Consider the following 22425-nt stretch of genomic DNA (forward strand, 5'->3'; position numbering starts at 1 on the left):
TTCATTTCGGCAGGTCAGGAGACACCGCCCGACGGGCACGGCGCGCCCTGTGATATCCGTTACGTCCATAAGGACGTGACGGTTCGACGATGGAGGGGCTCGATGAAACCGCAGTACGTGTATCGCTGGGTCAACAATCACGGATTGATCGTCCTGTTCAAGAAGATCCGGCTGCGCCAGGGTGATCTGTTCGCGCGGTTGAACTGCAGTGCGGAAGGTATCGAGGACCCGTACGCACTGATCGAGGAGTTGCGTGGACCGGGCGGATTGCGCCGGACGCTTCCGGTGTGGACGACCTTCGATCACGAGATGGTCCGGAACATTCTGCGCGACAATCGTTTCGGTGCCGGCATCCCGACGGTCTTCGGCACACCGCGGCCGGTGCGGCGCGCACTGGCGCGCCGGCCGCTGCCGCCGAATCCGGTGGACCGGCCCTCGATGCTGGTGCTGGACCAGCCCGAGCACACCCGGATGCGCAAGCCCGTGGCCGCCGCGTTCACCCCGCGCGCGGTCGCCCGGTTGCGCGACCGGATCGAGACGGTCACCGAGGAACTGCTCGCGACACTGCCCGACGACGGGCCCACCGATCTGGTGGCGCGGTACGCCGCCCAGGTGCCGATCGCCATCATCTCCGAGATGCTCGGCTTCCCGGACACCGATCGCGAGATGTTCCTGCGTTGGGGCGACGACATCAGCCCTTTGCTGGATCTCGGTATCTCCTGGCGGACACATCAGCGCGCAATGGAATCCTCGGAGCGGGTGCACCGATATCTGCTGGACCACATCGAAAGGCAACGTGCCGAACCCGGCGACGATATCCTCAGCAGCCTGGTGACCGCGGGTGATCTCTCCACCGGTGAACTGTGCGCCTCGGCGACCCTGCTGATGGCCGCGGGCTTCGAGACCACGGTCAACCTGATCGGGAAGGGCATCGTCTGGCTGCTGGGTCATCCCGACCAGCTGGGCCGGCTGCGGGCCGAGCCGGAACTCTGGCCCAACGCGGTGGAGGAGATCCTGCGGATCGATCCACCGGTGCAGAGCACTGCGCGCACCACCCGCACCGAACTGGAGATCGGCGGTACCCGGTTGCGCAGCGGATCGACGGTGGTGCTGTCGCTGGCGGGCGCGAACCGCGACCCCGCGGTGTTCGCCGATCCGGCCCGCTTCGATATCACCCGGGACAACGCGAAGAATCACCTGTCCTTCAGCAGCGGTATCCACGTGTGCCTGGGGGCCGGCCTGGCCCGGACGGAAGCGGCGCACGCATTGCGCGCCCTGTTCGAAACGTTTCCCGATCTGCGCCTGACCGATCCTCCCACCCGGCGGCCCCTGTTCACCCTGCACGGTTACGAACATCTTCCCGCGCATACCGGTCCGCGCGTCCGCAGCCGGCACTCCGGCGGGCCTGTCTCCGTGGCGTAGCCGTAGCGCGCTGCGCCCGTTTCGCTTTCCGGACGGCCGTACCATGAGGTATGCCCGTAGAGTCGGTTCACTTCGCCGGGGAGGCCATGGATATCGCGGTGCCGTCCAGGCCGCTGCGGGTGGCGGGGGTCGCGATGGCGGGTTTTCGTGGCCGCGTCTCGAATCCGGCGGATCTGCCGGTCGTTCCCTATCCGGCGGCGACCGTTTTCCTCGACTTCGGTGATGTCGTATTCGTCGACGAGGCCCGCGGTGCGCGGGTCGACGGCAGCTGGGTGCTCGGGCTCGGCCCCGTCGGTGTTCGCGGCGCCGGGCGTGAGGTCGATCTTCTCCAGGTGCGGTTGTCGCCGGTTGCCGGCTACGCCGTCCTGGGAGCCTCGCCGGGGGTGGACGCGCGCGTGCTCACGCTCGAGGAGTTCTGGGGTCGGGACGTGGAGCGAATTCGAGAGCAACTGCGCGCCGCCCGCTCCTGGGACGAGAGATTCGCGCTCGTGGAGACTGCGGTCGGTAGCCGGCAGGAGGCGGGGCGAGCGGTCGACCCGGAAATCGGGTACGCCTGGTGGCGAATCGTGGCCGGCGGCGGACGGATACGGGTCGAACGGCTGGCGGCCGAGGTGGGGTGGAGTCGTAAGCGGTTGTGGTCGCGGTTCCGGTCCCAACTCGGGACGACTCCGAAACGTGCCGCGCAGCTGGTTCGGTTCGACCGGGCGGCACATCGCCTCTCCCGGGGACACAGCGCCGCTATGGTATCCGCGGACGGCGGGTACGCCGACCAATCTCACCTGTATCGGGAGGCCGCCGCCTTCGCCGGGCTGACACCCACGGCTCTCGCGGCCGCGCCGTGGCTCACGGTCGATCCCGTGGCATGGGTGGCGCCGGCGTACGTATCCAGGCACTGAAAACTTCCGGACGAATTGTCCGCCGCCGATTCTCGTCCTCGGCAGACGGCGCGGGAACATTCCTTCAAGACACGCCCCGGTGCACCGGCGATGCTGACAGCGAGGTCCGAACACGCCCGGCCGGCACACGACAGTGGTGCCGGCGCGGGCGGTGCTGTCGAGGAGGAACGGAATGAAGCACACGACCGGTATCGACCGGCTGCCACGCGGTGTCCGGCTGCTGCACGCACTGCAGAAGGAGCCGGACTGGCCGGCCATGACGGCGACGGAGCTGGCCTCCTACCGGCAGAAGGCGAACCGCTTGGCTTCCTCGCGCCTGGTACGGGTGATCACCGGACGTCCGGATCGCGGTGCCGAGATCGGCTGGGAGAAGGTGACCGTGGCCGATCGCGGGGTCCTGGTCCGGGTCTACCGGCCGTCGCCGGCCGGAGCCGCCGAGGCGGCGCTGCCGCTCGTACTGCAGGTGCACGGTGGTGGATTCGTGGGCACGGCCGCGCAATGCGACTGGATGAACAGTCATCTCGCCGTCCGGCTACCCGCGGTGGTCGTATCGGTCGAGCATCGGCTGCTCGCCTGGGGATCTCCGATGCTCGCCGCGGTGGACGACGGCTGGGACGTACTGTGCCACGTCCTCGAGCACGCGGACCGATGGGGTATCGACCCCGCGCGGGTCGCCGTCGCCGGTGAGAGCGGCGGCGCGCTGATCGCGGCGCTGGCCGCGATCCGGGCCGGATCCCGGGGCCTGCCCCTGCGTGCGCAGGTATTGACCAATCCCGTCTGCGATCTGACCGAGACAATGCTCGACTATCCCTCGATATCCCGGCACGGCGACGGTCCTGGACCGAGTGAAGCGAAACTCCGCCTCGTCCGTGAGCTGGCCGTGCCGCCCGGAACCGACCCCGCTGCGGTATCGCCGATATACGCCGCCGGCCTCGGCGGTCTGGCCCCGGCGCTCGTGATCGTGCCCACCCTGGACTCGCTGGCCGACCACGGACGCCGGTACGCGCAGCGGCTGCGCGAGTCCGGGACGCCCGCCGATGTCGCCGAGCATCCCGGGGCGCCGCACGCGTTCGTGACGCTGCCGGGTGTGGCACCACAGGCCGCGGCCGCGCGGCGGCAGATCACCGACTTCCTCCGCGCGCGCCTGGCCGGGTCACCGGCGTCCCCGGCGGGGCCGGCAGCGGCCCGCGTCCGGTGACCACCACGTGTCCGGGCGTCCGCGGGTGCTCGGCGACCGGGACGGACGCCGCTCAGGAGTGGGCGAAGGGGAATTCCGTATAGAGTCGGCCGGCGAACCGGAGGCGTGGTGTTCGCGCATGCGGCGCCCGTAGACCGGGTCGCCGGCGAGCGCGGTGTACCCGGTGAAAGCGGTCGTGCGGACCTACCGTCTCGCGGTCGGGGGGGGGCCGGGGTTCAGCGGTGCGGCAGAGAGTGCAGCGTCACCTCGCGCAATTCCCCGGACCGGATTTGCGCGGTCAGGTAGGTGTGTTCGGGTTGCCGGCGGCGATCGGTCGGCGAACCGGGGTTGAGCAGGCGCAGACCGGTTTCGGTGACGCTGTCCCAGGGAATGTGGCTGTGGCCGAAGACCAGCACATCGGTTTCCGGGAAGGCCGCCGCGCAGCGGCGTTCCCGGCCTTTCGCGGGCCCGGTCTCGTGCACCACGGCCAGCCGGAGACCGGCGAGGTCCACCCGGGCGATCTCGGGCAGCCGGGCGCGCAACTCCGGTCCGTCATTGTTGCCGTACACGCCGATGAGTCGGCTGCTGCGTGTTTCCAGCCGGTCCAGCAGCGCGAGTTCGACCCAGTCACCCGCGTGCACGACGATATCGGCCGCGTGCACCTCGTCCCAGAGAACCGCGGGCAGGTCCCGTGCCCGCTTCGGTACATGCGTATCGGACGTGATGAGCAACCGCATGGTTCCGGTGTAGCACCCGGACACTTCCGCACCGCATCCGCCCGGGGTACGAGCGTGGCTCAGAGCACGACCGGGTGATCGGAGACCACACGACCGCCCAGATGAACCCAGCCGTCCGGATCGTGCCTGGTGAACAGGTGTGAACCCCGCCCCTGGGTGATGGTCAGGCCGCGACCCAGCCGGGCGGTCAGGGCGATGGCGGCGGCGCCGGTGGCCTCGTCCTCGGCAATGCCCATGGCAGGTGCGAACATACGCGAACGCACCGCGCCGCGAGCCCGGTCGCTCCAAGCCCAGACGTAGTGATGGCCGCTGTCGAAATCGCCGGGCGTCACGGTGCCGAGGAGTTCGGTGTCGTCGAATTCGTGGAAGCTGAATTCGGGCGCCCATCCCGGCCGGGCCCGTACCCAGGTGAGACCGGCATCCGAGGTGACGGCCACCGGGCCCGCGGGCACCTCGAGCGTTTCGACCGGCGTGCCCTGGTCGGCCAGCCACCAGGCCGTCCCGACCGTGGGGTGGCCGGCGAAGGGGAGTTCGACGGCAGGGGTGTAGATGCGCAATCGCGCGATCTCGTCGGCCGGCGCCTCGACCACGACCGTCTCGCTGTAACCGAGCCGGGCGGCCAGCGCCTGGTGGTCGGCACCTTCCACATCGCCGGCCCGAGCGATACCGAGAGGATTGCCCCACCGGCCCGCGGTGTCGGTGAAGACCCGGACGACCTCGATCTGCGTACTGTCTTGCTCTGGCGTGCGCACGGAATCAGACTAGTCGAACGCGACCACCGAACCGCGGAGCTCCGGAGCCGGGGCACGTACCCTGCGGCGGCCGTATGCGGCGGCGAAGCGGTCCCACCGCTCCGGACGACGACGGCGGCCGCCCCGGTATGTCACCGGGGCGGCCGCCGTCGCCGGTATCCCCGCTCGCACTCCGCGTGGAGATGTGGAGCGGATATCGGCGTTGTACGGGTCGTTACCGGCCCTGATGCGAACGCTGGCGGGTTTCCTCCAGGTCGGCCTCGGATCGGGCCTTCTCGGCCTCCGCTTCCTTCTGCGCGACCTCGCGTTGCGATTCGGCCTTGTCCTGCTGGGCGATGCCTTCGTCCCGCAGGTCGTTGTGCCCGGTCACGGTGCCCGCGACCTCCTTGGCCTTGCCCTTGACGCCCTCGACGGCGCCTTCCAGTCCTTCCCGGGGGCCAGTTCGATTCTCGGCCACGATATCTACCTCCGATGTCGATTGTTCGGGTGGACAAGCAGCGCGTACCCCGCATCCGCGGGTTCAATCCGGATCGTCGAGGAGTTTTCGTGCGTGGAATGCCGTAGGGGACGCGGGGGCATACCCGCGCCGACGCGGCTGCGCGAACAATGATCCCGGATCCCGAAGCGGAGCCCGCCTCGGACCCGCGAACCGGGTGGCGCGTGGTCCGTGCCGCGGAGCCGCACCCGGTAGATGATTCCGGCGCAGGGGTTGAGTGTGCCGTTGCGGCATGGTTTTTCCTTGTTCCGAACGCGAAAACCCATACGGGAGGACGGAATGACCATGACCGAACAGCATTGCGACCGGACTAGTGGCGCCCCTGCGCTGCCGGCAGCCCTGCCGGCCGGCGGCCCGGTCCCCGAGACCGATGCCGTCGAGCCGCGGTCCACACTGCTCGACCAGATGGGCGGGCCGATGGGGTTCGTGTACTCGACCGTTCCGGTCGTGGTGTTCGTGGCGGCCGACGCGGTGCTCCCGCCGGCGGCGACGATCGGGGTCTCCATCGCGGTCGGCGTGGCGCTCACCGTGTTCCGGCTGTTGCGCGGTGAGCGGTTCTCCTCGGCGGTCGGTGGTCTGCTGGGGCTGGCGGTCGCCGTGGGGATCGTCGCGTGGACCGGGTCGGCGAAGGATTTCTTCGTCCTCGGCATCTGGGTGGCGCTGGCGGGTTTCGTCGTCACATTCGGGTCGGTGCTGGCCCGGCGGCCGCTGACCGGCGTGATCTGGAACCTGCTGCACGGCGGCCGGCACGCGTGGCGTGCGGATCGGGCCGTGCTGCGCGCGCACGATATCGCCACCCTGGCCGCCGCGGCGGTGTTCGGCACCCGGTTCGTCGTCAAGGAATGGTTGTACCTCGCCGACTCGACGACCTGGCTGGCCGTCGCCAAGATCGCGATGGGAACGCCGCTCACGGTGCTGGCCGCGCTGGTTGTGCTCTGGGCGTTCCGGCGCACCACCAAGCGCCTCGGGAAGTAGGGGCGGGTGCCGCGGCGCACGGCCGCCTCTGGTAGCGGAAAGAGACGGCCCGTCGGCGCACGCCGGCGGGCCGCGCGGCGGTGGTCAGGCGCCGAGCAGCCGGATTTCGGTCTCGAGTTCGGCGGCCTGCACGGTCAGGGCGCTGTTGTCGGGGTCCGCGCCGATGCGGTCGACGAGTGCGGCCCGGGTGATGACGGGAAGCCACTGGGCGGCGACGTCGGGATCGGTCTCGACCCGGACTGTGCCACCGGCCAGTGCCAGCGTGGCCTGCGCGTTCTCCGTGTCGAGTAATCGGCGCAGGTCGTCGGGCGTGACCTGGGTGTGTGGTTGCCGCGACGCGCTACCGGCGGCCGACGGATCGTCCGGTGTGCGGCTCTCGGTAGTCATGGCCTTCGGTTGCCCGGCCGGGCCGGTGGGAAACCTGCGCAGGTCGGCGCCCGTTTTCGAGCCCGGACCCTCATCGACCGGTGCCCAATTTGTCGACACCGTCGAGCAGGCACCGCAGTCCGAATTCGAAAATGCTCTCCAATTGTGACGCTTCCGGGGCGTCCACGCCGAAGCGGGCGATCATCGGCAAGGTGCCCGCGGCCAGCGCCTGCCGGATCTGCGCGTCACGTGCGCCCAGCCATTCCTCGCGGGTGTTCGTCGCGAACTGTTCGTGAGCGGATACCCACGGCGATGGGGGATGCCCTCACCGAGTGGCTGCGTGCGGCCGGAATGAGCATCGAGGTGACGGCCGGCTGCGCAGCCTGAACGGATGCGGCCGGGACACCGCGCGCCGAACGGAAGTCAGTCGGTAGGACGCTCTTCGAGCACGCCGGCGAGCGCCGACGCGACGAGTGCCACGGCATGATCGGGATCGCCGCCCAGCTCCCGCAGAACGCCCAGCGCCAGGTGCGCCGGCATCTCGGCGAGGGCCTGGGTGAGGCGTATTCGCACCGCCGGCTCGGTGGCGTGCGCGGCGAGTTCCCCGGCCAGGGCGTCCATGATCCGGTCGGCGAGTGCGGCGTCCAGCGCCAGTGATCCCAGCACCTCGGCGGCGTCCACATCATTGATGCCCTCGACCACCATTTGGACGAGTACCGGGACGGTCGCCGGCTCGCCACGCGCCCCGGCGGCCAGGGCGGCGGGCCGGTGCACCGCCGCGTCCGGATCGGTGAGTGCGCTGGTGAGCGCCGCGCTCGCGTCGTCGCCGGGTATCTCGGCGATCGCGAGTACCGCGCGCCGCCGGATGGCGGGATCCGCGGCGCGCAGGCCGGCCACGACGCCGGCCAGGCTGTCCCCGCCCGCTCGGGCGAGCGCCCAGCGCAGGGCACCGGCCACATTCGGATCGGATTCGGTGAGGACCGCCCCGGCCAGCAGTTCGGTGGATACCGGCACCTCCTCGGCCGACGCCAGGACGGTTTGCTGCCGGCGTGCGGCACTCGGCGACTCGAGCCCGTGCAGAAGTTCGACGATGCGCAGGACATCCGGCCAGCCCGCCGGCGTCGAGGCATCGACGGTCCGGAGCCGGTCGAGGAGCTCCTGCTCCCGCCGCACCCGCGCCTCGGTCCGCCGGATGAGCGCGCCGACCAGCTCCGCCGGGGTGAAGGCGGGATCCTGCAGGGCCCGCCCGACCTCCCGCAACGAGAGCCCCAGCGAGCGCAGGCTTTCCACGTGGAAGATCCGCCGGATGTCCGCGGGGGCGTACTCGCGGTAGCCGCCGACGGTGCGGCCGGTCGGCCGCACCAGTCCGAGGGAGTCGTAGTGCCGCAGCATCCGGGTGCTGACCCCCGAACGGCGCGCCACTTCACCGATCAGCACGCGGCCGGCCCGGCGCGTTCCGGACCGAGCGCGACGATCCGTTTGGCCTCGGCGACATCCGGATCGAAACCGGCGTCCGGGTCGCGCAGTAGCCGTTCGGTGGCGCGGGCATGCGCGCGCACCACCGGATCCGGGCTGGTCAGCCTCGCCTGCACGGCCGGCTCGGCATGGTCGCCGAGGGCCACCAGCGCTCGGCTGAGACTCAGCTGGACCGTCCGGTCGCCGCGTCCGAGTTGCGTCGCCAGTTCCGCGGCCAGCGCCACCTGCCCATCGGCCGGCACGAGGATCACGGCCGCGCGCCAGGCGCTCCGGGCGACCTCGTCGTCGGCGTCGTGCAGCAGCGATCGGGTGATCGCCGGCCAGACGGATCCGTCACCGATCTTGGACAGGGTGTGCAGCGCCTGACTGCGGGCCTGCGCGTCCGCGGAACGCAGCTCCGCGCGCAGCACCGGTACGGTGAGCTCGGCCGGATGGCGGGTCAATGCCCAGGTGAGCATGTCACGGACGTAGAAGTCGGGTTCGACAGCGCACCGCGCAACGAGCGCGCCGACCAGGCCGGGGCCGGGGTTTGTGCCGGCGGCCAGCGCCGCCTGGAGCCGGGTCGAGGAGTTCGGCGCGCGCAACGCCTCGAGCAGGCGCGTATCGGGTGAATCGAATATCGGGTCGATGGGGACCACCTCCTACGCTCAGTCAAAACCTTGTCACAGTGTCAGGGTCAAATACGGCAGGTCCGGTCGCCTCGCGCGGGAGCCGTCGGTGGCGCCGTCCCGCCTCCGTTGCGGCACCGAATCGGTATGCCGGAATGTGTTGGGCGACTTGCCCGGATGGGGTATACCTGCGGGGGTACCGATCCCACCACGTCGCAAGGAGCATCCGCCGTGTCCGACGGCTCTATCGACCTGCGTACCGATGTCGCGCATCCCGCCCGCATGTACGACTACTTTCTGGGCGGCAAAGATTCCTACGACGCCGACCGGGCCGCGGCCGAACAGGCACTGCGCAATTTTCCGGCGGTCCGGCTGACCGCGCGCACCAACCGCGAATTCATGCGCCACGCCACCCGCTATCTCACCGAGCAGGGGATCCGCCAATTCCTCGATATCGGCACCGGTATCCCGACCGAACCCAATCTGCACCAGGTCGCCCAGGGCCTGGCGCCGGATTCGCGGGTGGTCTACGTCGACAACGACCCGATCGTCCTCGCGCACGCGCGAGCGCTGCTGGTGAGCTCCGAAAAGGGCCGCACCGCCTACATCCAGGCCGACGCGGGGGATCCGGAGGCCATCCTCGCCGCGCCGGAACTTCGCGCCACGCTGGATCTGTCGCAGCCGGTGGCGGTCTCGCTCATGGCCGTGCTGCATTTCGTGCCCGGTGATGTCTACGAGATCGTGAACACCCTCATGGCGCCGCTGGCGCCGGGTTCGTATCTGGCGATGTCACATGTCACGACGGAGTTCGATGAGGGCCCCGACGACCCCGACGGCATGGCCCGGCTGTTGCAGGTCTATGTGGATCGCGGGATTCCGGTGCGGCCGCGTACCCGCGCGGAGGTGGCCCGGTTCTTCGATCAGCTGGAACTCGTGGATCCGGGTGTCGAGGTGATCCATCGGTGGCGCAACTCGGGTATCGAACATCCGCAGAGCCATGACAAGAAGGTGTCGCTCTACGGTGCCATGGGCCGGAAGGTCTGACACGCATCGTCGCCCGGCGGCGCGGGTGGCCGGCCACCGGTAGCGGTTCCGGCCACGATGCGCGACTTCACCGGGCGACCGCACCGTGATCCGATTCGCTGACGGCCGGGATCGGCGGGTGCCCCCGGTCGTCGCCGATGCGCTCCGCGTCGGGCGGCGTGGGACGGCGGGCCCATTGGGCGTCGACCACTGCGCCCAGCAGTACCGCGAAATTGGTAACCCACAGCCAGACGAGGAAGACGACCGCCGCCGCCAGCGAACCGTAGACCTTGTCGAAAGAGTCGAAATGGGCGGCATAGAACGACAGTCCGGCCGACCCGGCCAGCCATACCGCGACCGCCAGGGCGCTCCCCGCGGTGAGCCAGCGGAACGGTTGCCCGGTCACATTGGGCGCCACCCAATACAGCAGTGACAGCGCGAAACTCACCACCAGGGCGAGCACGATCCACCGGAGGATCGCCCAGATCCCGTGCACAAAAGGCAGGTCGGCGAGGTCACCGCCGAATCGCCCCGCCACGCCGTTGGTGATCACGAAACCGAGGCCGGTGAACACGATCATCGCGATCAGGACCACGCTGAGCGATAGTTGCAGGAGTACCGTCCTGGGCCGGGACCTGCTCTCCGCCACGGAGTACAGGGCGTTGGCGGCCCGGATGAACGCGCCGATATAGCTCGACGCCGTCCACAGCCCCGACACCAGTCCCACGATCGCGATCGGCGCCGACCAGGCCCGGACCTGTTCGAGGTGGCGCACCGAATCGGCGAGCAGGGTCCGGCTGCCCTGCGGGCCGACGTGGGTCGCCGCCCCCGCGAGCACACCGGTCGGCTCGGGGCCGGCCAGGCCGAGCGCGGCGACGGTGAGCAGCAGGGCCGGAAACAGCGACAGCATGCTGTAGTACGTGAGGGCCGCTGCCCAGTCGGACAGCTCATCCGACCACGCCGCCCGCAGTGTGCGCACCAGGATTCGTACCTCGCCGCGCCGCAGCAGTCGAACGCTCGCCCCGCGATAACGCCGATCCATTCCCGGCAACACCTCCGGTTCTCTCGGCTACCCGCGCTGTGCGCTGCGCAAACGCGGCCGTTTCGGTGACTCACATATGCGAGCCTCCGTCGACGCGCACCTCGGTCCCGGTGACGAAATAGGCATCGGGGGAGCCGAGCATCGCCACCACCGCGGCCACCGCGTCGGGTCCGGCGAACGGCGCGCCCGCCGGCAGCGGCAATGCCGGCGCGGCCTTGGCGAACAGTGCGATATCGGCATCGGCGGGCAGGCCGGGACCGAGGCTCTGGCCGGACGCCCCACTGCCGTCGGTCATCCCGGACGAGATCGAGCCCGGCTGGACGGCATTGAACCGGATGCCCTGCCGGCCGAATTCCATTGCCAGCGCATGGGTCATCGCCTGGATACCGCCCTTGGATGCGGCGTAGGCGGACATATAGGGGTGGGCGAATACCGCGGAGGTGGAGCTGAAATTCACGACCGCCGGGGCGTTCCCGGCGCGCAGCGCGGTCAGGGACTCGCGGGTGACCACGAAGGTGCCGACCAGATTGATCCGCAGCACCTGCTCGAACTCCGCGACCGAGGTCTGTTCGAAATGCGCCGACCGTAGGACACCGGCGGCATTGACCAGGGTGTCGAGTCCGCCGAGCCATCGCAGGGCTTCGGCCACCCCGTCGCGGACCGACTCCTCGTCCGCGATATCCATGATCGACGTGTTCAGCCGTGCCCGATCGGCGCCGGCCTTGTCCAGCGTGTCCGCGAGCCCGGCCGCGCTGATGTCCGCGGCGACCACCTGGCCGCCTTCCCGCAGTATGCGCAGCGTCGTGGCCTGACCGATACCGGATCCGCCGCCGGTGACGAGGACGCGGCGGCCGCTGTATCGCTGGAGATCGGTCATGGGAGGCTCCTGTCGGAAGTCATGGCTCGGCGGGCGGCGCGATCGGCGCGCCACCCGACTCCCGAGGATGCGGGCCCGGGCCGACGGCGGGCCGTGGGATTCCGCTGGGTGGACGCTCGGCTCTGGAACCGGGCCGGCGCCCTCGAGAATCACGCGTATGAGCGACGGACTCCCCACACCGGATCAGCCGACCGCGCTGCCCGGGACAGTGACGGGCACGGTCACCGCCGAGACTCTGGACGGCGGCGACCATATGAATGTCGTGCAGAACCCGAGACGGGGCACCGATGGGGTCCGCCGCGCTCGTCCGAGCGGCTCCGTGGGCTACCGGGTCAGTCCGGCGCCGGCCGCACCCGCGGTGAGCGGCTCGAGACCGAATGCTTCGACCGGGCCCAGCGCGCCGGCGCCACGCAAACCGCCGTCGAGCGCGGTCTGCGCACCCCAGGCGAGGATCGCCGCGGTGAAGTCATAGGGGTCACCGCCGGCCAGGGTCACCGAGGCGAGGACCGTACCGGATGCGTCGGTCACCTCGGCCACCGCCCACGTCCGGGTCCGGGCCCGCGCGGTGGCCGCCGGGCCACCGGTCGAACCTTTGACGATCCGGGACAGGACGTTCTCGGCCAGTCGTTTCACCGGGGTGACCCGGGCGAGTGAGCCGGTGAGCAGCGAGGCGACCCGTAGACCGTGCGCCGCCCCGCCGGGCATACCGAGGTAGACGTCGGCATCACGCAGGTGCGGATAGGAACGGGCGAGCGCGAAATGTTCCGAACCGGGCACCGACGCTCCGGTGAGCTCTCGGCCGGCGACGTCGAAACTGCGGACCCGCGCGGCCGTACGCTCGGGCACGACCCGGCCGCCGCGCAGGGCGAAACCCTCTTCGAAGAGCATGCCCGCCATCGACGCCCGCGTACCGCCACTGGTGCCGGGGTCGGTGATGAAGTAGCCGATATTCGCGCGGACCGCCTCCGGCGCTTCGGCCAGCGCGAGGCCGGCGGCCAGATTTCCGGGCACGTAGTCGTACCCGAACGCGGTGAGCAGGCCGACGCCCGCCCGTCGGGCCGCGTCGTCGTGCTCGAAGACGGTGCGGATGAACGGGCCCTCACCGGTGGAGTCGAAATAATGCGCCCCGGCCTCGACGGCCGCGGCCAGCGCGGGGCCGCCGTAGCGCAGGAACGGCCCCACGGTGCTGATCAGCACATCGCCGGGCCCCAGCAGGGCCCGGACCGAATCCGGGTCGGTCACATCGGCCACCGCGGTGTCGGCGCCGCCGACGTCCGCGGCCAATTTCTCCAGGGCGGTCGCATTGCGCGCGGCCAGCACGGGTGCGGCGCCCCGGCCGACCAGGATTTCGGCGATCAGCCGACCGGTGTAACCGGTGGCCCCGAACAGAACGATCTTCGGCATCACTGGTACTTCCCTTCTGTACTCGGTGGGGCAGGACATGATGTCGCGGGGCGTCCGCGGGCTCACTACGGCCGGTCGCGGAAGTGTTCCGGCCCCAGCAGGTGCAGGGCCAGGAGCGCGGTGTCGTCGGTGACACCGGTGCCGAGCGAATCGAGCAGCGCGGTGACCGCGGAGACGGTTCCGGTGGCGGACGCGGGAGCGAGATCGCGGGCGAAGTCGAGCAATGCCGACTCCCCGTAGAAGCCCTCGGCGGTGCGCGCCTCGGTGAGTCCGTCGGTGTAGAGCAGCAGCGTGGCGCCGGGATCCAGGGTGAAGGTCACGGTCGAGACCGCCGCGTCCGGGAACACCCCGACCAGTTGCCCCCCGGGAGTGTGCAGGTAATCGGCCGTACCGTCGGTGCGTAACAGCAGGGCGGGGGGATGCCCGCCGGAGGCCAGCGTGACGGTGGCGCGGGGGCCGACGGAACTGTCGGCCAGAGTGAGCCGACCGTAGAGCACGGTACAGAAGCGGGGGTGCCCGCGACGGTGGTCGCGCACCATGGTGGTGTTCAGGTGCTGCAGGACCGCGGTCGGATCCGAGTCGTAGACCGCGGCGGCGCGCAACGTGTACCGGGCGAGCGAGGTGATGCCGGCGGCGACGGCGCCTTTGCCGCAGACGTCACCGAGGAAGAATCCCCAGGTTCCGGGGGATATGGGGAACAGGTCGTAGAAGTCGCCGCCGACCTCGTCGGAGGAGGCGGCATGGTAGTGCGCGGCGACATCGGCTCCCGGAACCGGCTCGAGCACCGCGGGCAGCAGCGTGCGCTGCAGGGTCGCGTTCAACCGTTGCAGGCGTTCGCGGTCGCGTTCGACCTCGCGGCGAGCCCGCAGCAGTTCGGTTTCGTAGGCGCGGCGCTCGCGGGCATCGAACACAGTGGTCCTGATCAACAGCGGCTGCCCGTCCCCCCCGGCCTTCACCGTGGCGGTCACCAGGACGGGCAGCCTCGAGCCGTCGGCCGTCCGGAGTTCGAGGGCGATACCGTCGATATGGCCTTGCATCCGCAACAGCGGCGCGAAATGGGTTTCGTGGTAGAGACGGCCCCCGACGGTGAGCAGATCACTGAAGTGACGTCGCCCCACCAGGTCTTCGCGCCGGTAGCCGAGCCAGTCCAGCAACGTCGTGTTGATCTTGGCGATCCGCCCGTCGAGCAAGGTGGACAGATAGCCGCAGGGGGCGTTCTCGTACAGGTCTTCGACGTCGTCCTCCAGCAGGGCGGTGAACTCCGCGCGTTGGTCCGGATCGTCCGGTTCGAACCCGGCGCGTTCCGGCCCTGAGCCGCCTGCGCGGCACATCATCATGATAGGTCGCGCACGAAGCCGGTGATCGCGGCGGCGGTCTCCTCGGGAGCCGCCAGTTGTGGACAGTGGCCGGTCGCGGTGAGGGTCATCAACCGGCTGCCGGGTATATGGGCATGGACGAATTCGCCGACCTCCGGCGGGGCGATCGCGTCGTTCGAGCACTGCGCCACCAGCGTCGGTACCCGCACGGCCGCGAGATCGTCACGGTTGTCGGACAGGAATGTCACCCGCGCGAAGGCCCGGGCGATCTCCGGATCGGTGCGGCAGAACGACGTCTCCAGTTCCTGCGCGAGCTCCGGCCGCTCCGGATTGCCCATGATCACCGGCGCCATGGCCCCCGACCAGCCCAGATAGTTGGCATCCAGCGATTCGAGCAACTCGTCGATATCGTCGGCGCTGAAGCCGCCCCGGTACCCGCTCGCCGGATCGTCGATGAAGCAGGGACTCGGCGCCAGCAGTACCAGGCCCTGGAACAACTGCGGTTCCGCCGCGGCGGCCAGCACACCCATCATGGCCGCCACCGAATGGCCGACCAGCACCACCGGCCCCCGATCGATCGCCCGGCACACCTGCCGGATGTCCTCGGCGTATCCGGCCATGGTCGAGTACCGCTGTGGGTCCCAGGCCGACAGATCCGACCGGCCCGAGCCCACATGATCGAACAGGACGACGCCGAACTGCTGCGCCAACAGGGGCGCCACCAGCCGCCACAAGCCCTGGTCACACCCGAAGCCGTGCGCGAGGACGAGCACCGGCGCTCCGGTGCGACCCATCACGACCACACGATTTCTGTTCAGCACATCGACCACGGACCCCATCCTCGCAGAAGTATTCGTCCCGGACCGACCGCGCCCGGACGGTCGCCGCGGCGCACTGCGCTTTGCGTACCGCCGGCTGCGCGCCGGCGACCGTCCGTGCGCGCGGTCATCGGCTCGGTGAGCCCACCGCCGGACGCCGCTCCCGCTGCTCACCGGCCTCGGGACCGGCCTGAACTCCGAACTCTTCCCATTCCGGGTGAGTCGTCGTCATCGCATGGCGGACCACGACGTTTCACACTGGTTCCATGTCTGTGTGCGTCATATCGTGGATGCCGACCGAACTGACCCACAGTCCGGCCCGGCTGCGTTGACGACAAACGGGGACATCGTTGAACGAGACTCCGAAGGTGGACACGGACGGGCTACGGGCCTTGGTGACAACGCTCGAGAAGCTGATCACCGAGGCCTCCCGCGTCACCGGAGAACTGAAGGCTGCCATAGCTTCCGCCGAGGCGATCTCGGCGCCGGGCCAGGCGGTCGTTGCCTCCTCGGCGGTATCGGTATCTCCCGAACACGCTGTACCGGTAGGAAATCGGCTCGGCTCCGGTGGACAGGCCGGTGCCTCGGCTGCCGTCCGCGCACCGGCTTCGACCCCGTGGGCTCGTAAACGGGCAGCCACATCCGCGGTGGTTCGGCCTGCACCTACCGGCACGGTTGCCACCACGGGCCTGCCGGTATCACCCGTGAAACCAACGACCTGTACCGAAATGCCGGCGCCGGTGGCCGAGCCGATACCGGCCTCATCCTCGACGGCCGTATCCTCCGCGGCGGCGACCGGGGCGGCGCGATCCGCTTCGCCGTCGTCCGCGGTCGTGGCCGAACCGGGACCACGGCAAGCGCTGCACCCGGTCGATTCCTCGACAGGTCCGGTGCCGGCCGCCGACACCGTGGGGCCGGTGCACGAGACCCAGCCCCCGCCGGCGCTCTCCGGAACCGGCGGTACGCCGCCGACCGTATCCGGCGGCCACGAGGCCGATTCCGCGCCGCCGGACCCGCCGGAGGCGCTGATCGACACCTGTGCCGCCACCGCGGACAGCAGCGTGGCCGCGGCGAGCGCCGATGCGCGAGTGCTCCGAGAGCGTGCGGCGCCGTCCGAGCCCGCGGCCGGGCCGGCCGAACAGCCGCGGATGGCCGCGCACAGTGAAACCGCCCGGCCCCCGGCCCCGGAGCCCCGCCCCGCGCCGCGCACGATCGAGTTGCCCCCCGAGTTATCGCTGCAACTGGCCCGGATCACGGTACCGGCCCGGGCCCGGCCGGTGCTGCGGTCGGAAGAACCGGTACGCAGAGAGGTACCGGCCGAGCCGGTGCGCGGGGAGCCGGTTCGCTCGGATGTACCGGCCGAGCCGGTGTGCGGGGAGGTACCGGCGAAAGCAATGGGGACGGAGCCACCGCCTGGGCCGATGCACTCGGAGGTACTGGCCGAACCGGTGCGCACAGAGGAGCCGAGGCGCCGGGAGCCACCGATCGAGCCGGTGCCCGCGGAACTGCTGGTTGAGCCGGTGGCCGCGGAGCTGCTGGTTGAGCCGGTGCCCGCGGAGTCTCCGGCTGGGCCGGCGCCCGGGGCGCCGGTGGTCGGGCCGGCCCCCATGGAGCCGCCGGCCGGGCCGGTATGCCCGGAACCACCGGTCGGGCCGGTTCGCGCGGATCTGCCGACCGAGCCGGAGACAGCTCCGGCGTTGCATTTGGTGGATGACCCGCCCCCGCCGGATACGCTCGCGCCGCCCGAGGCGGAGCCGGAGCCGTTCTCGCCGCCCGAGGCGCTGACCGTGGTGCCGGGAACGGGGGGCAACCCCGCCGACGCGATCCGGCTCGCGAAGGATATGGCCCGCAGGCACGGCCTGCGAATCCGTGGCTTCGAGACGGCCGGGCTGGAAACCGAGGTGGTGCACCAGATCGCCGCGGCGCTGAACGACCTGCTCGGGAAGTACACCGTCGCGCTATACGGCATCGAGGTCACCGAACAACGCGACGATACGATCCGCCGGGAGCGCAAGAAAGCGGCGGAGTCGGGTTCGGCCGAGCCGCCTCCGGTGTGGATCACCCTGGAACGCGCGGAGCTGGCGGGCCCGGCGGGTGCCGTCGGCTCGGGACCGAGCAGAAGGCGTTTCCGTCGGGCCGGTGCCACCGGCCGGCCGGCGTACGCCGCGGTGGTCCGCGCATTCGCGGCCGCGCTCGACGAGGCAGGGGATTACCGGGCCCGTCAGGAAGCCTGGCGGATCCTGATGGCCGGTTCTCTCAGCGGCGGGCCGGATATCGGTGCGGGGCTGCTGGACCCCGGGCGCGCGCTGGTCGAGGGCTTCGTCGAAGCGGAGCTACACGGTAAGCGGGCGGGCGAGCCGGCAAAGGAGCTGCACCGGGCACTCCTGAAAATGGCTCAGGCCGAGTCCGAGGAGTCCACGGCCTGACCGGCACCCCCGCCCGCTGCCGTGGTGTCAGGTATCGGCCCGGGCGGGTGTGGCCGCGCGGGCGTCGCGGCGGCCGAGGTTGTCGCGCAGGGTGGTGCCGGTGTACTAGCCGCGTAGGACGCCGCCGCCCTTCCCGGGCGTGCGAACGGTCGTGACCGTGCGGTGGCGACCGCACGTCCGGGATAGCGACATACTGTCACCTCGTGCGCGCGAGAGTGATCGAATCTCCCTACCGGGTGGCCGCGGGGCTGGTGGCCCTGCTCGTGTTGACGGCCGCGGTGGCGGCCACCGTCGTCGCCGACGGACGCGGCCCCCGGCCGGTCGCGGCGTCGGCGACCGACCGGTTCAGCGCCGAACGGGCCCTGACCGACCTGCAGCGCTTCGCGACCGAACCGCGGCCGCTGGGCAGTCCGGCGAACGACCGGGCCCGGGCATACCTCACCGGGGAGCTGGAGTCGGCGGGCTTCTCGGTGCAGACCCAGCGCGGTGTCGGCGCGCGGGCGTCCGAAGGGCTCGCGACATTCGGCCGGGTGGACAATGTGATCGCCACCCTGCCCGGCCGTGCTTCCACCGGGACGGTTCTACTGGCCGCACATTATGATTCGGCCGCGACGGGCCCGGGTGCCTCGGACGACGGTGCCGCGGTCGCGGCGATGGTGGAGGTGGGCCGGCTGATCGCCCGGCAGGGCGATCAGCGCAACGATCTCGTGCTGCTGTTCACCGACGGTGAAGAGGACGGTCTGCTCGGTGCCGAGGCGTTCGCCCGGGAGCACCCGCTCGCCCGCGTCGGCGGTGTGGTGCTCAACTGGGAGGCCCGTGGTGTCGGTGGGCCGTCACTGATGTTCGAGACCTCGGTGGACAATGCCGCGCTGGTATCACTGTTCGCCGCCTTGCCGCATCCACGAGGTGATTCGTCGCTGGTCGAGGTGTACCGGATGATGCCGAATTTCACCGATTTCACGGCTCTCTCGAAAGCCGGCTTCACCGGACTCAACTTCGCATATATCGAGAATTCGTCCTACTATCACACCGCCGGTGACACCATCGGCAACCTCGATCGGGGCAGCCTGCAGCACCACGGTGAGAACATGCTCCACCTCGCCCACGCGCTGGGCGCGGCCGATCTGGCCGAGTTGCGATCCGACCACGACGCCACCTACTTCCGCCTCGCGGGCACCATGATCACTTATTCGAACGCGCTGGCCCTGCCGATCGCGCTGCTCGCCGTGGTGGCGGTCGGTGCCGTGGTGGTGCTCGCGCGCCGCCGCGGCCCGGCGCGAAGCGGGCAGCTGCTGCTCGCCGCGGCGTCGGTAGCAGTCCCACTGGGCGCAGCGGCGCTGCTCGGGCAGGGGATGTGGTCGGTGCTGGAGTGGCTGCGTCCCGCATATCAGCAGATGGGCGGGTTGCTGCATCGTCCCCAGGTCTATCACTGGGCACTGGTGGCGCTGGCCGTGACGTCGGTGCTCGGCTGGTATCTACCGGCACGCCGCCGGTTGGGGCCGGTCGCGCCGGCGATCGGCGCCCTGGCCTGGCCGGCCGGACTCGGTGTGGTGTGTGCGGTGGCGGCGCCCGGCGCCTCGTTCCTGTTCGCTCTGCCGGCCCTGTTCGTTGCGCTGGGCACGCTGGCGGCGCTGCTACCGGTGCGCTGGAGCCTGTGGCCGGTGACGGTGTTCACGCTGGGGGCGTCGGTTGCCGCCGCGCTGCTCGGGCCGCTGAGCGGGAACCTGATCGACGGAGTCGGCCTGACATCCGGCGGGGCCGCCGCGGCGGGTGCGGCGCTGTTCGTGGTGATGGTGCTCCCGCTGATCGAGTTGCTGCTACCCGGCCCCGCCGCCCGCCGCCCCGTCACCGTCGCGGTGCCGGTGACGGCAGCGGTGGTGTCGGCACTCCTGATCGCCGCGGGAACCGTGGTCGACACCTTCGACGCCCGGCATCCCGCCCGCGCGCACCTGGCCTATGTCCTGAACGCGGATACCGGTGTGGCGAGCTGGGTGAGCGGGGATACCGAACCGGCCGGCTGGACTCGTACCTTCGTGGACGGCACCGATATCGCGCGGCTCTCCCCCGGGTACGTGTGGGGCACGGTGTGGACCGGCCCGGCCGAGCCGATGGCGCTCGACGGCCCGGTGGTCGAGGTGCTCCATCGCGACGGCGACACCATCACCGTGCATGTGGCGTCCCGGCGCGCGGCCTCCGGGCTGGTGCTGCGCGTCGATCACCGGATCGACCGGGTCGTCGCGGCCGTCGCGGGCGCGGCGCCGGTCGAACTGGCCCTCACCGGGGAGCGGGCCGATAACTGGCCGGGCGAGATACGGTTCCGCGACCTGCCGCCGGATGGAGTCGACATCACCGTGCGGACCCCCGGCGCCGACCGCGTCCGGGTGACCGCTGCCGACGAAACCCACGGCCTGGCCGCGGCCCCGGGTTTCCGGCCCCGCCCGGACGATCTCGTCCCCTCGATCCGAGAGGACGGCGAGCGGATCGTGGTGACACGCACCGTAGATCTCTGATCGAAGTCCGATGGGTGCAGAAATTCACCCATCGGCGAGAGCCTCGAGCGGGTGTAGCCCGGACGCCGGTGGCCGAGCACACGGCCGCCGGCGTCCGAGGCGGGCGGAGTGCCGTCGAACTCAGTCCGGCGGCTCCTGTGTCTCGTCGGCGACGGTCACCTCCGGCGCGATCTCGCGCGTGGCCATCCCGCCGTCGCGGCCGTGGTCGACCGGGCCCGGCCGTCCGCCTCGGGGCTCGTCGTTGTCGTTCTTCTCGGTGCGTTTCGCTTCGGTCAAGACGACTCCTTTCGCTGTGGCTTCGGCCTACCCGGGTTCCCGGAGTCCAAAAGGAGAGATTCGAGAGCGCGCCCGCGGGTTTGTGCCGGAGCACTCGGGGTACCGCGTTCGGGCTGCCGGGCCGACTTTTCGGAAGGGAGAGCGCGTGGATTACCTACAGAAGGCGAAAGAGGAAGTGGTCACCCTCGTCGGCCGAGCCGTGGGTTCGGTATCCGGCGGCACCGGCAGGCGGGTCCTGACGATCGAGCGGCCGCGCGCGGCAGTGGAAGAATTCTGGCGTGACCCGGACAATCTGTCGCGCGTTTTCGACGGGTTCGCCGACGTGCGATCGACAGCGCCGGACCGCTACGAATGGACCGCGGCGCCGGAGGGCGCGGACATGATCAGCTGGGAGAGCGTACTGCTGACGGAGCAGGACGGATTACAGTTCGTCGACGCGGTGGATCCCGAACGTGCGCGGATCGAGCTGGAATTCGCCGACGCGCCCCGAGGACAGGGCACCGAAGTACATATCTCGGCGATGGCACCGCTGCCGCGGCAGCTCACCGGCGCGGCGATCTTCGCGGTCCTCTATCGCGCGCGTGCGCTGATGCAGACGGGCGAAGTGCCAACCCTCGACCGCAACCCCAGCGGCCGGGCGGCCGGACAGGAGGCATGATGCGTGCACTGTGCTGGAACGGGGTCAACGATCTCGCGGTCGAAACCGTGCCCGACCCGGGTCTGGTCAATCCCCACGATGTGATCGTCCGGGTGATGCTGACCACGACCTGCGGCTCGGACCTGCATTTCATCGACGGTTATCTACCCGGTATGCGGGCGGGCGACGTGTTCGGCCACGAGTTCATGGGGGAGGTGGTCGAGACCGGCGCGGAGGTCACCGCGACGAAGGTGGGGGACCGGGTGGTGGTGCCGTCGTTCATCGGATGCGGCACGTGCTGGTATTGCGAGCACGACCTGTACTCGGTGTGTGACACCACCAACCCCAACGCGGCCCTGCAGCAACCGGTCTTCGGTCATCCGACCGGCGGTATCTACGGGTACACCCATCCGTTCGGTGGGTACCAGGGTTCGCACGCGAACTACATCCGCGTCCCCTTCGGTGATGTCAACTGCTTCACCGTGCCGGAGGGCATCACCGACGAACAAGCGCTGTTCTGTTCCGACGCGGTCCCCACGGGCCTCATGGGTGCCGACTTCTGCGATATCGCCCCCGGTGACACCGTCGCGGTGTGGGGCGGCGGCGGGGTCGGCCTGATGGCGGCCCACTCCGCCCGGCTCCTCGGTGCCGAGCGGGCCGTGGTGATCGACCGGATCCCGGAACGCCTGGCCCTCGCCCGGGACCGATACGACGCGGAGACGATCGACTACACCGCGGTGGACAGTGTCCAGGAGGCATTGCTCGAAATGACCGGTGGCAGAGGCCCCGACGCGTGTATCGACGCGGTGGGTATGGAGGGGCACGGAACCGGTCTGCAGCAGCTCTACGACCGGGCCAAACAACTGCTACGCCTGGAAACCGACCGGGCGACCTCGCTGCGGCAGGCGCTGCTGGCCTGCCGCAAAGGCGGTGTCGTCTCGGTGCTCGGCATCTACGGCCTCACCGACAAATTTCCGATGGGGGTGGTGACGAACAAGAGCCTCACCCTCCGGACCGCGCAGCAGCACGGGCAGCGGTACATGCCGCGGATGTTCGACTACATCCAGCAGGGCGATCTCGACCCCTCCCATCTGATCACCCACGATATGCCGCTGGAGGACGCGGTGCGCGGCTACGAGCTGTTCAAAACCAAACAGGAGGGCTGCATCCGGGCGGTGTTCCGGCCGTGAA

The 22425-nt window shown here is 70.3% G+C and carries 21 protein-coding genes and 1 pseudogene; 9 read left to right on the plus strand and 13 right to left on the minus strand.

Going from position 1 to position 22425, the window contains the following annotated elements; translation table 11 throughout:
• Nucleotides 1-102: 102 nt before the first annotated feature.
• The 3 genes from AB0H42_RS01330 (at nucleotide 103) to AB0H42_RS01340 (ending at nucleotide 3516) form a co-directional block, all read left to right on the plus strand.
• Nucleotides 103-1422 (plus strand): cytochrome P450, encoded by a 1320-nt coding sequence (locus AB0H42_RS01330; protein WP_357047999.1) that lies wholly within the window; start codon nucleotides 103-105, stop codon nucleotides 1420-1422.
• A gap of 50 nt (nucleotides 1423-1472) precedes the next feature.
• Nucleotides 1473-2318: a helix-turn-helix domain-containing protein gene (locus AB0H42_RS01335; RefSeq protein WP_357048002.1), complete on the plus strand. Its 846-nt coding sequence runs from the start codon at nucleotides 1473-1475 to the stop codon at nucleotides 2316-2318.
• A 172-nt stretch (nucleotides 2319-2490) separates the two neighbouring features.
• On the plus strand, nucleotides 2491-3516 hold the full coding sequence (locus AB0H42_RS01340; RefSeq protein ID WP_357048005.1) for an alpha/beta hydrolase fold domain-containing protein: 1026 nt from the start codon (nucleotides 2491-2493) through the stop codon (nucleotides 3514-3516).
• A gap of 215 nt (nucleotides 3517-3731) precedes the next feature.
• Here AB0H42_RS01340 and AB0H42_RS01345 read toward each other — a convergent pair whose 3' ends face one another.
• The 3 genes from AB0H42_RS01345 to AB0H42_RS01355 all read right to left on the minus strand — a co-directional run bounded on the left by AB0H42_RS01345 (nucleotide 3732) and on the right by AB0H42_RS01355 (nucleotide 5441).
• Entirely contained in the window at nucleotides 3732-4232 is a 501-nt protein-coding gene (locus AB0H42_RS01345) for a metallophosphoesterase (protein ID WP_357048008.1), read from the minus strand.
• 59 nt (nucleotides 4233-4291) lie between these two features.
• Nucleotides 4292-4984: a PhzF family phenazine biosynthesis protein gene (locus AB0H42_RS01350; RefSeq protein WP_357048010.1), complete on the minus strand. Its 693-nt coding sequence runs from the start codon at nucleotides 4982-4984 to the stop codon at nucleotides 4292-4294.
• A 214-nt stretch (nucleotides 4985-5198) separates the two neighbouring features.
• Nucleotides 5199-5441, minus strand: a complete 243-nt coding sequence (locus AB0H42_RS01355) for a CsbD family protein (protein ID WP_063128413.1) — start codon at nucleotides 5439-5441, stop codon at nucleotides 5199-5201.
• 324 nt (nucleotides 5442-5765) lie between these two features.
• Here AB0H42_RS01355 and AB0H42_RS01360 point away from each other — a divergent pair, with 324 nt between their 5' ends.
• Nucleotides 5766-6455 carry a DUF3159 domain-containing protein gene (locus AB0H42_RS01360; RefSeq protein WP_357048014.1) on the plus strand — a complete coding sequence of 230 codons (690 nt, stop codon included), beginning with the start codon at nucleotides 5766-5768 and terminating at the stop codon, nucleotides 6453-6455.
• Between the two features lie 84 nt (nucleotides 6456-6539).
• Here the strand turns inward: AB0H42_RS01360 and AB0H42_RS01365 are convergent, their stop codons facing one another.
• From AB0H42_RS01365 to AB0H42_RS01380, 4 genes and pseudogenes are all read right to left on the minus strand, one after another.
• Nucleotides 6540-6842 (minus strand): hypothetical protein, encoded by a 303-nt coding sequence (locus tag AB0H42_RS01365; RefSeq protein ID WP_357048017.1) that lies wholly within the window; start codon nucleotides 6840-6842, stop codon nucleotides 6540-6542.
• Nucleotides 6843-6912: 70 nt separating this feature from the next.
• Nucleotides 6913-7107: pseudogene (locus AB0H42_RS01370) on the minus strand (hypothetical protein); the annotation flags it as partial.
• Between the two features lie 137 nt (nucleotides 7108-7244).
• Complete coding sequence (locus AB0H42_RS01375; RefSeq protein ID WP_357048020.1) at nucleotides 7245-8258, minus strand: MerR family transcriptional regulator; 1014 nt, start codon at nucleotides 8256-8258, stop codon at nucleotides 7245-7247.
• Entirely contained in the window at nucleotides 8252-8935 is a 684-nt protein-coding gene (locus AB0H42_RS01380; RefSeq protein WP_357048023.1) for a HEAT repeat domain-containing protein, read from the minus strand. The genes AB0H42_RS01375 and AB0H42_RS01380 overlap by 7 nt, the downstream gene beginning before the upstream one ends.
• 201 nt (nucleotides 8936-9136) lie before the next feature.
• Here AB0H42_RS01380 and AB0H42_RS01385 point away from each other — a divergent pair, with 201 nt between their 5' ends.
• On the plus strand, nucleotides 9137-9949 hold the full coding sequence (locus tag AB0H42_RS01385; protein WP_357048026.1) for an SAM-dependent methyltransferase: 813 nt from the start codon (nucleotides 9137-9139) through the stop codon (nucleotides 9947-9949).
• A gap of 67 nt (nucleotides 9950-10016) precedes the next feature.
• Here AB0H42_RS01385 and AB0H42_RS01390 read toward each other — a convergent pair whose 3' ends face one another.
• The 5 genes from AB0H42_RS01390 to AB0H42_RS01410 all read right to left on the minus strand — a co-directional run bounded on the left by AB0H42_RS01390 (nucleotide 10017) and on the right by AB0H42_RS01410 (nucleotide 15406).
• A complete protein-coding gene (locus AB0H42_RS01390) occupies nucleotides 10017-10970 on the minus strand; it encodes a YihY/virulence factor BrkB family protein (RefSeq protein WP_357048029.1) in 954 nt (317 codons plus the stop codon).
• 70 nt (nucleotides 10971-11040) lie between these two features.
• A complete protein-coding gene (locus AB0H42_RS01395; RefSeq protein WP_357048032.1) occupies nucleotides 11041-11847 on the minus strand; it encodes an SDR family NAD(P)-dependent oxidoreductase in 807 nt (268 codons plus the stop codon).
• A 324-nt stretch (nucleotides 11848-12171) separates the two neighbouring features.
• Entirely contained in the window at nucleotides 12172-13251 is a 1080-nt protein-coding gene (locus tag AB0H42_RS01400; RefSeq protein ID WP_357048035.1) for a saccharopine dehydrogenase NADP-binding domain-containing protein, read from the minus strand.
• Between the two features lie 65 nt (nucleotides 13252-13316).
• Entirely contained in the window at nucleotides 13317-14585 is a 1269-nt protein-coding gene (locus AB0H42_RS01405) for a SpoIIE family protein phosphatase (protein ID WP_357048038.1), read from the minus strand.
• Nucleotides 14585-15406 carry an alpha/beta hydrolase gene (locus tag AB0H42_RS01410; protein WP_357048041.1) on the minus strand — a complete coding sequence of 274 codons (822 nt, stop codon included), beginning with the start codon at nucleotides 15404-15406 and terminating at the stop codon, nucleotides 14585-14587. Before AB0H42_RS01410 ends, AB0H42_RS01405 begins: the two co-directional genes overlap by 1 nt.
• Before the next feature lie 896 nt (nucleotides 15407-16302).
• Between AB0H42_RS01410 and AB0H42_RS01415 the strand changes: the two genes are divergently transcribed.
• Together AB0H42_RS01415 and AB0H42_RS01420 are read left to right on the plus strand one after the other, a co-directional pair.
• Complete coding sequence (locus tag AB0H42_RS01415; protein WP_357048044.1) at nucleotides 16303-17811, plus strand: hypothetical protein; 1509 nt, start codon at nucleotides 16303-16305, stop codon at nucleotides 17809-17811.
• A 203-nt stretch (nucleotides 17812-18014) separates the two neighbouring features.
• The gene (locus AB0H42_RS01420) at nucleotides 18015-20321 is read left to right on the plus strand and encodes a M28 family peptidase (RefSeq protein WP_357048047.1); all 2307 of its coding nucleotides are present in this window, start codon (nucleotides 18015-18017) and stop codon (nucleotides 20319-20321) included.
• Nucleotides 20322-20441: 120 nt separating this feature from the next.
• Here AB0H42_RS01420 and AB0H42_RS01425 read toward each other — a convergent pair whose 3' ends face one another.
• Complete coding sequence (locus AB0H42_RS01425; RefSeq protein WP_357048050.1) at nucleotides 20442-20597, minus strand: hypothetical protein; 156 nt, start codon at nucleotides 20595-20597, stop codon at nucleotides 20442-20444.
• A 145-nt stretch (nucleotides 20598-20742) separates the two neighbouring features.
• On the opposite strand from AB0H42_RS01425, the gene AB0H42_RS01430 reads away from it, so the two are divergent.
• On the plus strand, nucleotides 20743-21255 hold the full coding sequence (locus tag AB0H42_RS01430) for a hypothetical protein (RefSeq protein ID WP_357048053.1): 513 nt from the start codon (nucleotides 20743-20745) through the stop codon (nucleotides 21253-21255).
• Nucleotides 21255-22424 carry a zinc-dependent alcohol dehydrogenase gene (locus AB0H42_RS01435; protein WP_357048634.1) on the plus strand — a complete coding sequence of 390 codons (1170 nt, stop codon included), beginning with the start codon at nucleotides 21255-21257 and terminating at the stop codon, nucleotides 22422-22424. The genes AB0H42_RS01430 and AB0H42_RS01435 overlap by 1 nt, the downstream gene beginning before the upstream one ends.
• Nucleotide 22425: the final 1 nt, after the last annotated feature.

The sequence above is a fragment of the Nocardia sp. NPDC050799 genome, assembly GCF_040654015.1.
Taxonomy (GTDB): Bacteria; Actinomycetota; Actinomycetes; order Mycobacteriales; family Mycobacteriaceae; genus Nocardia.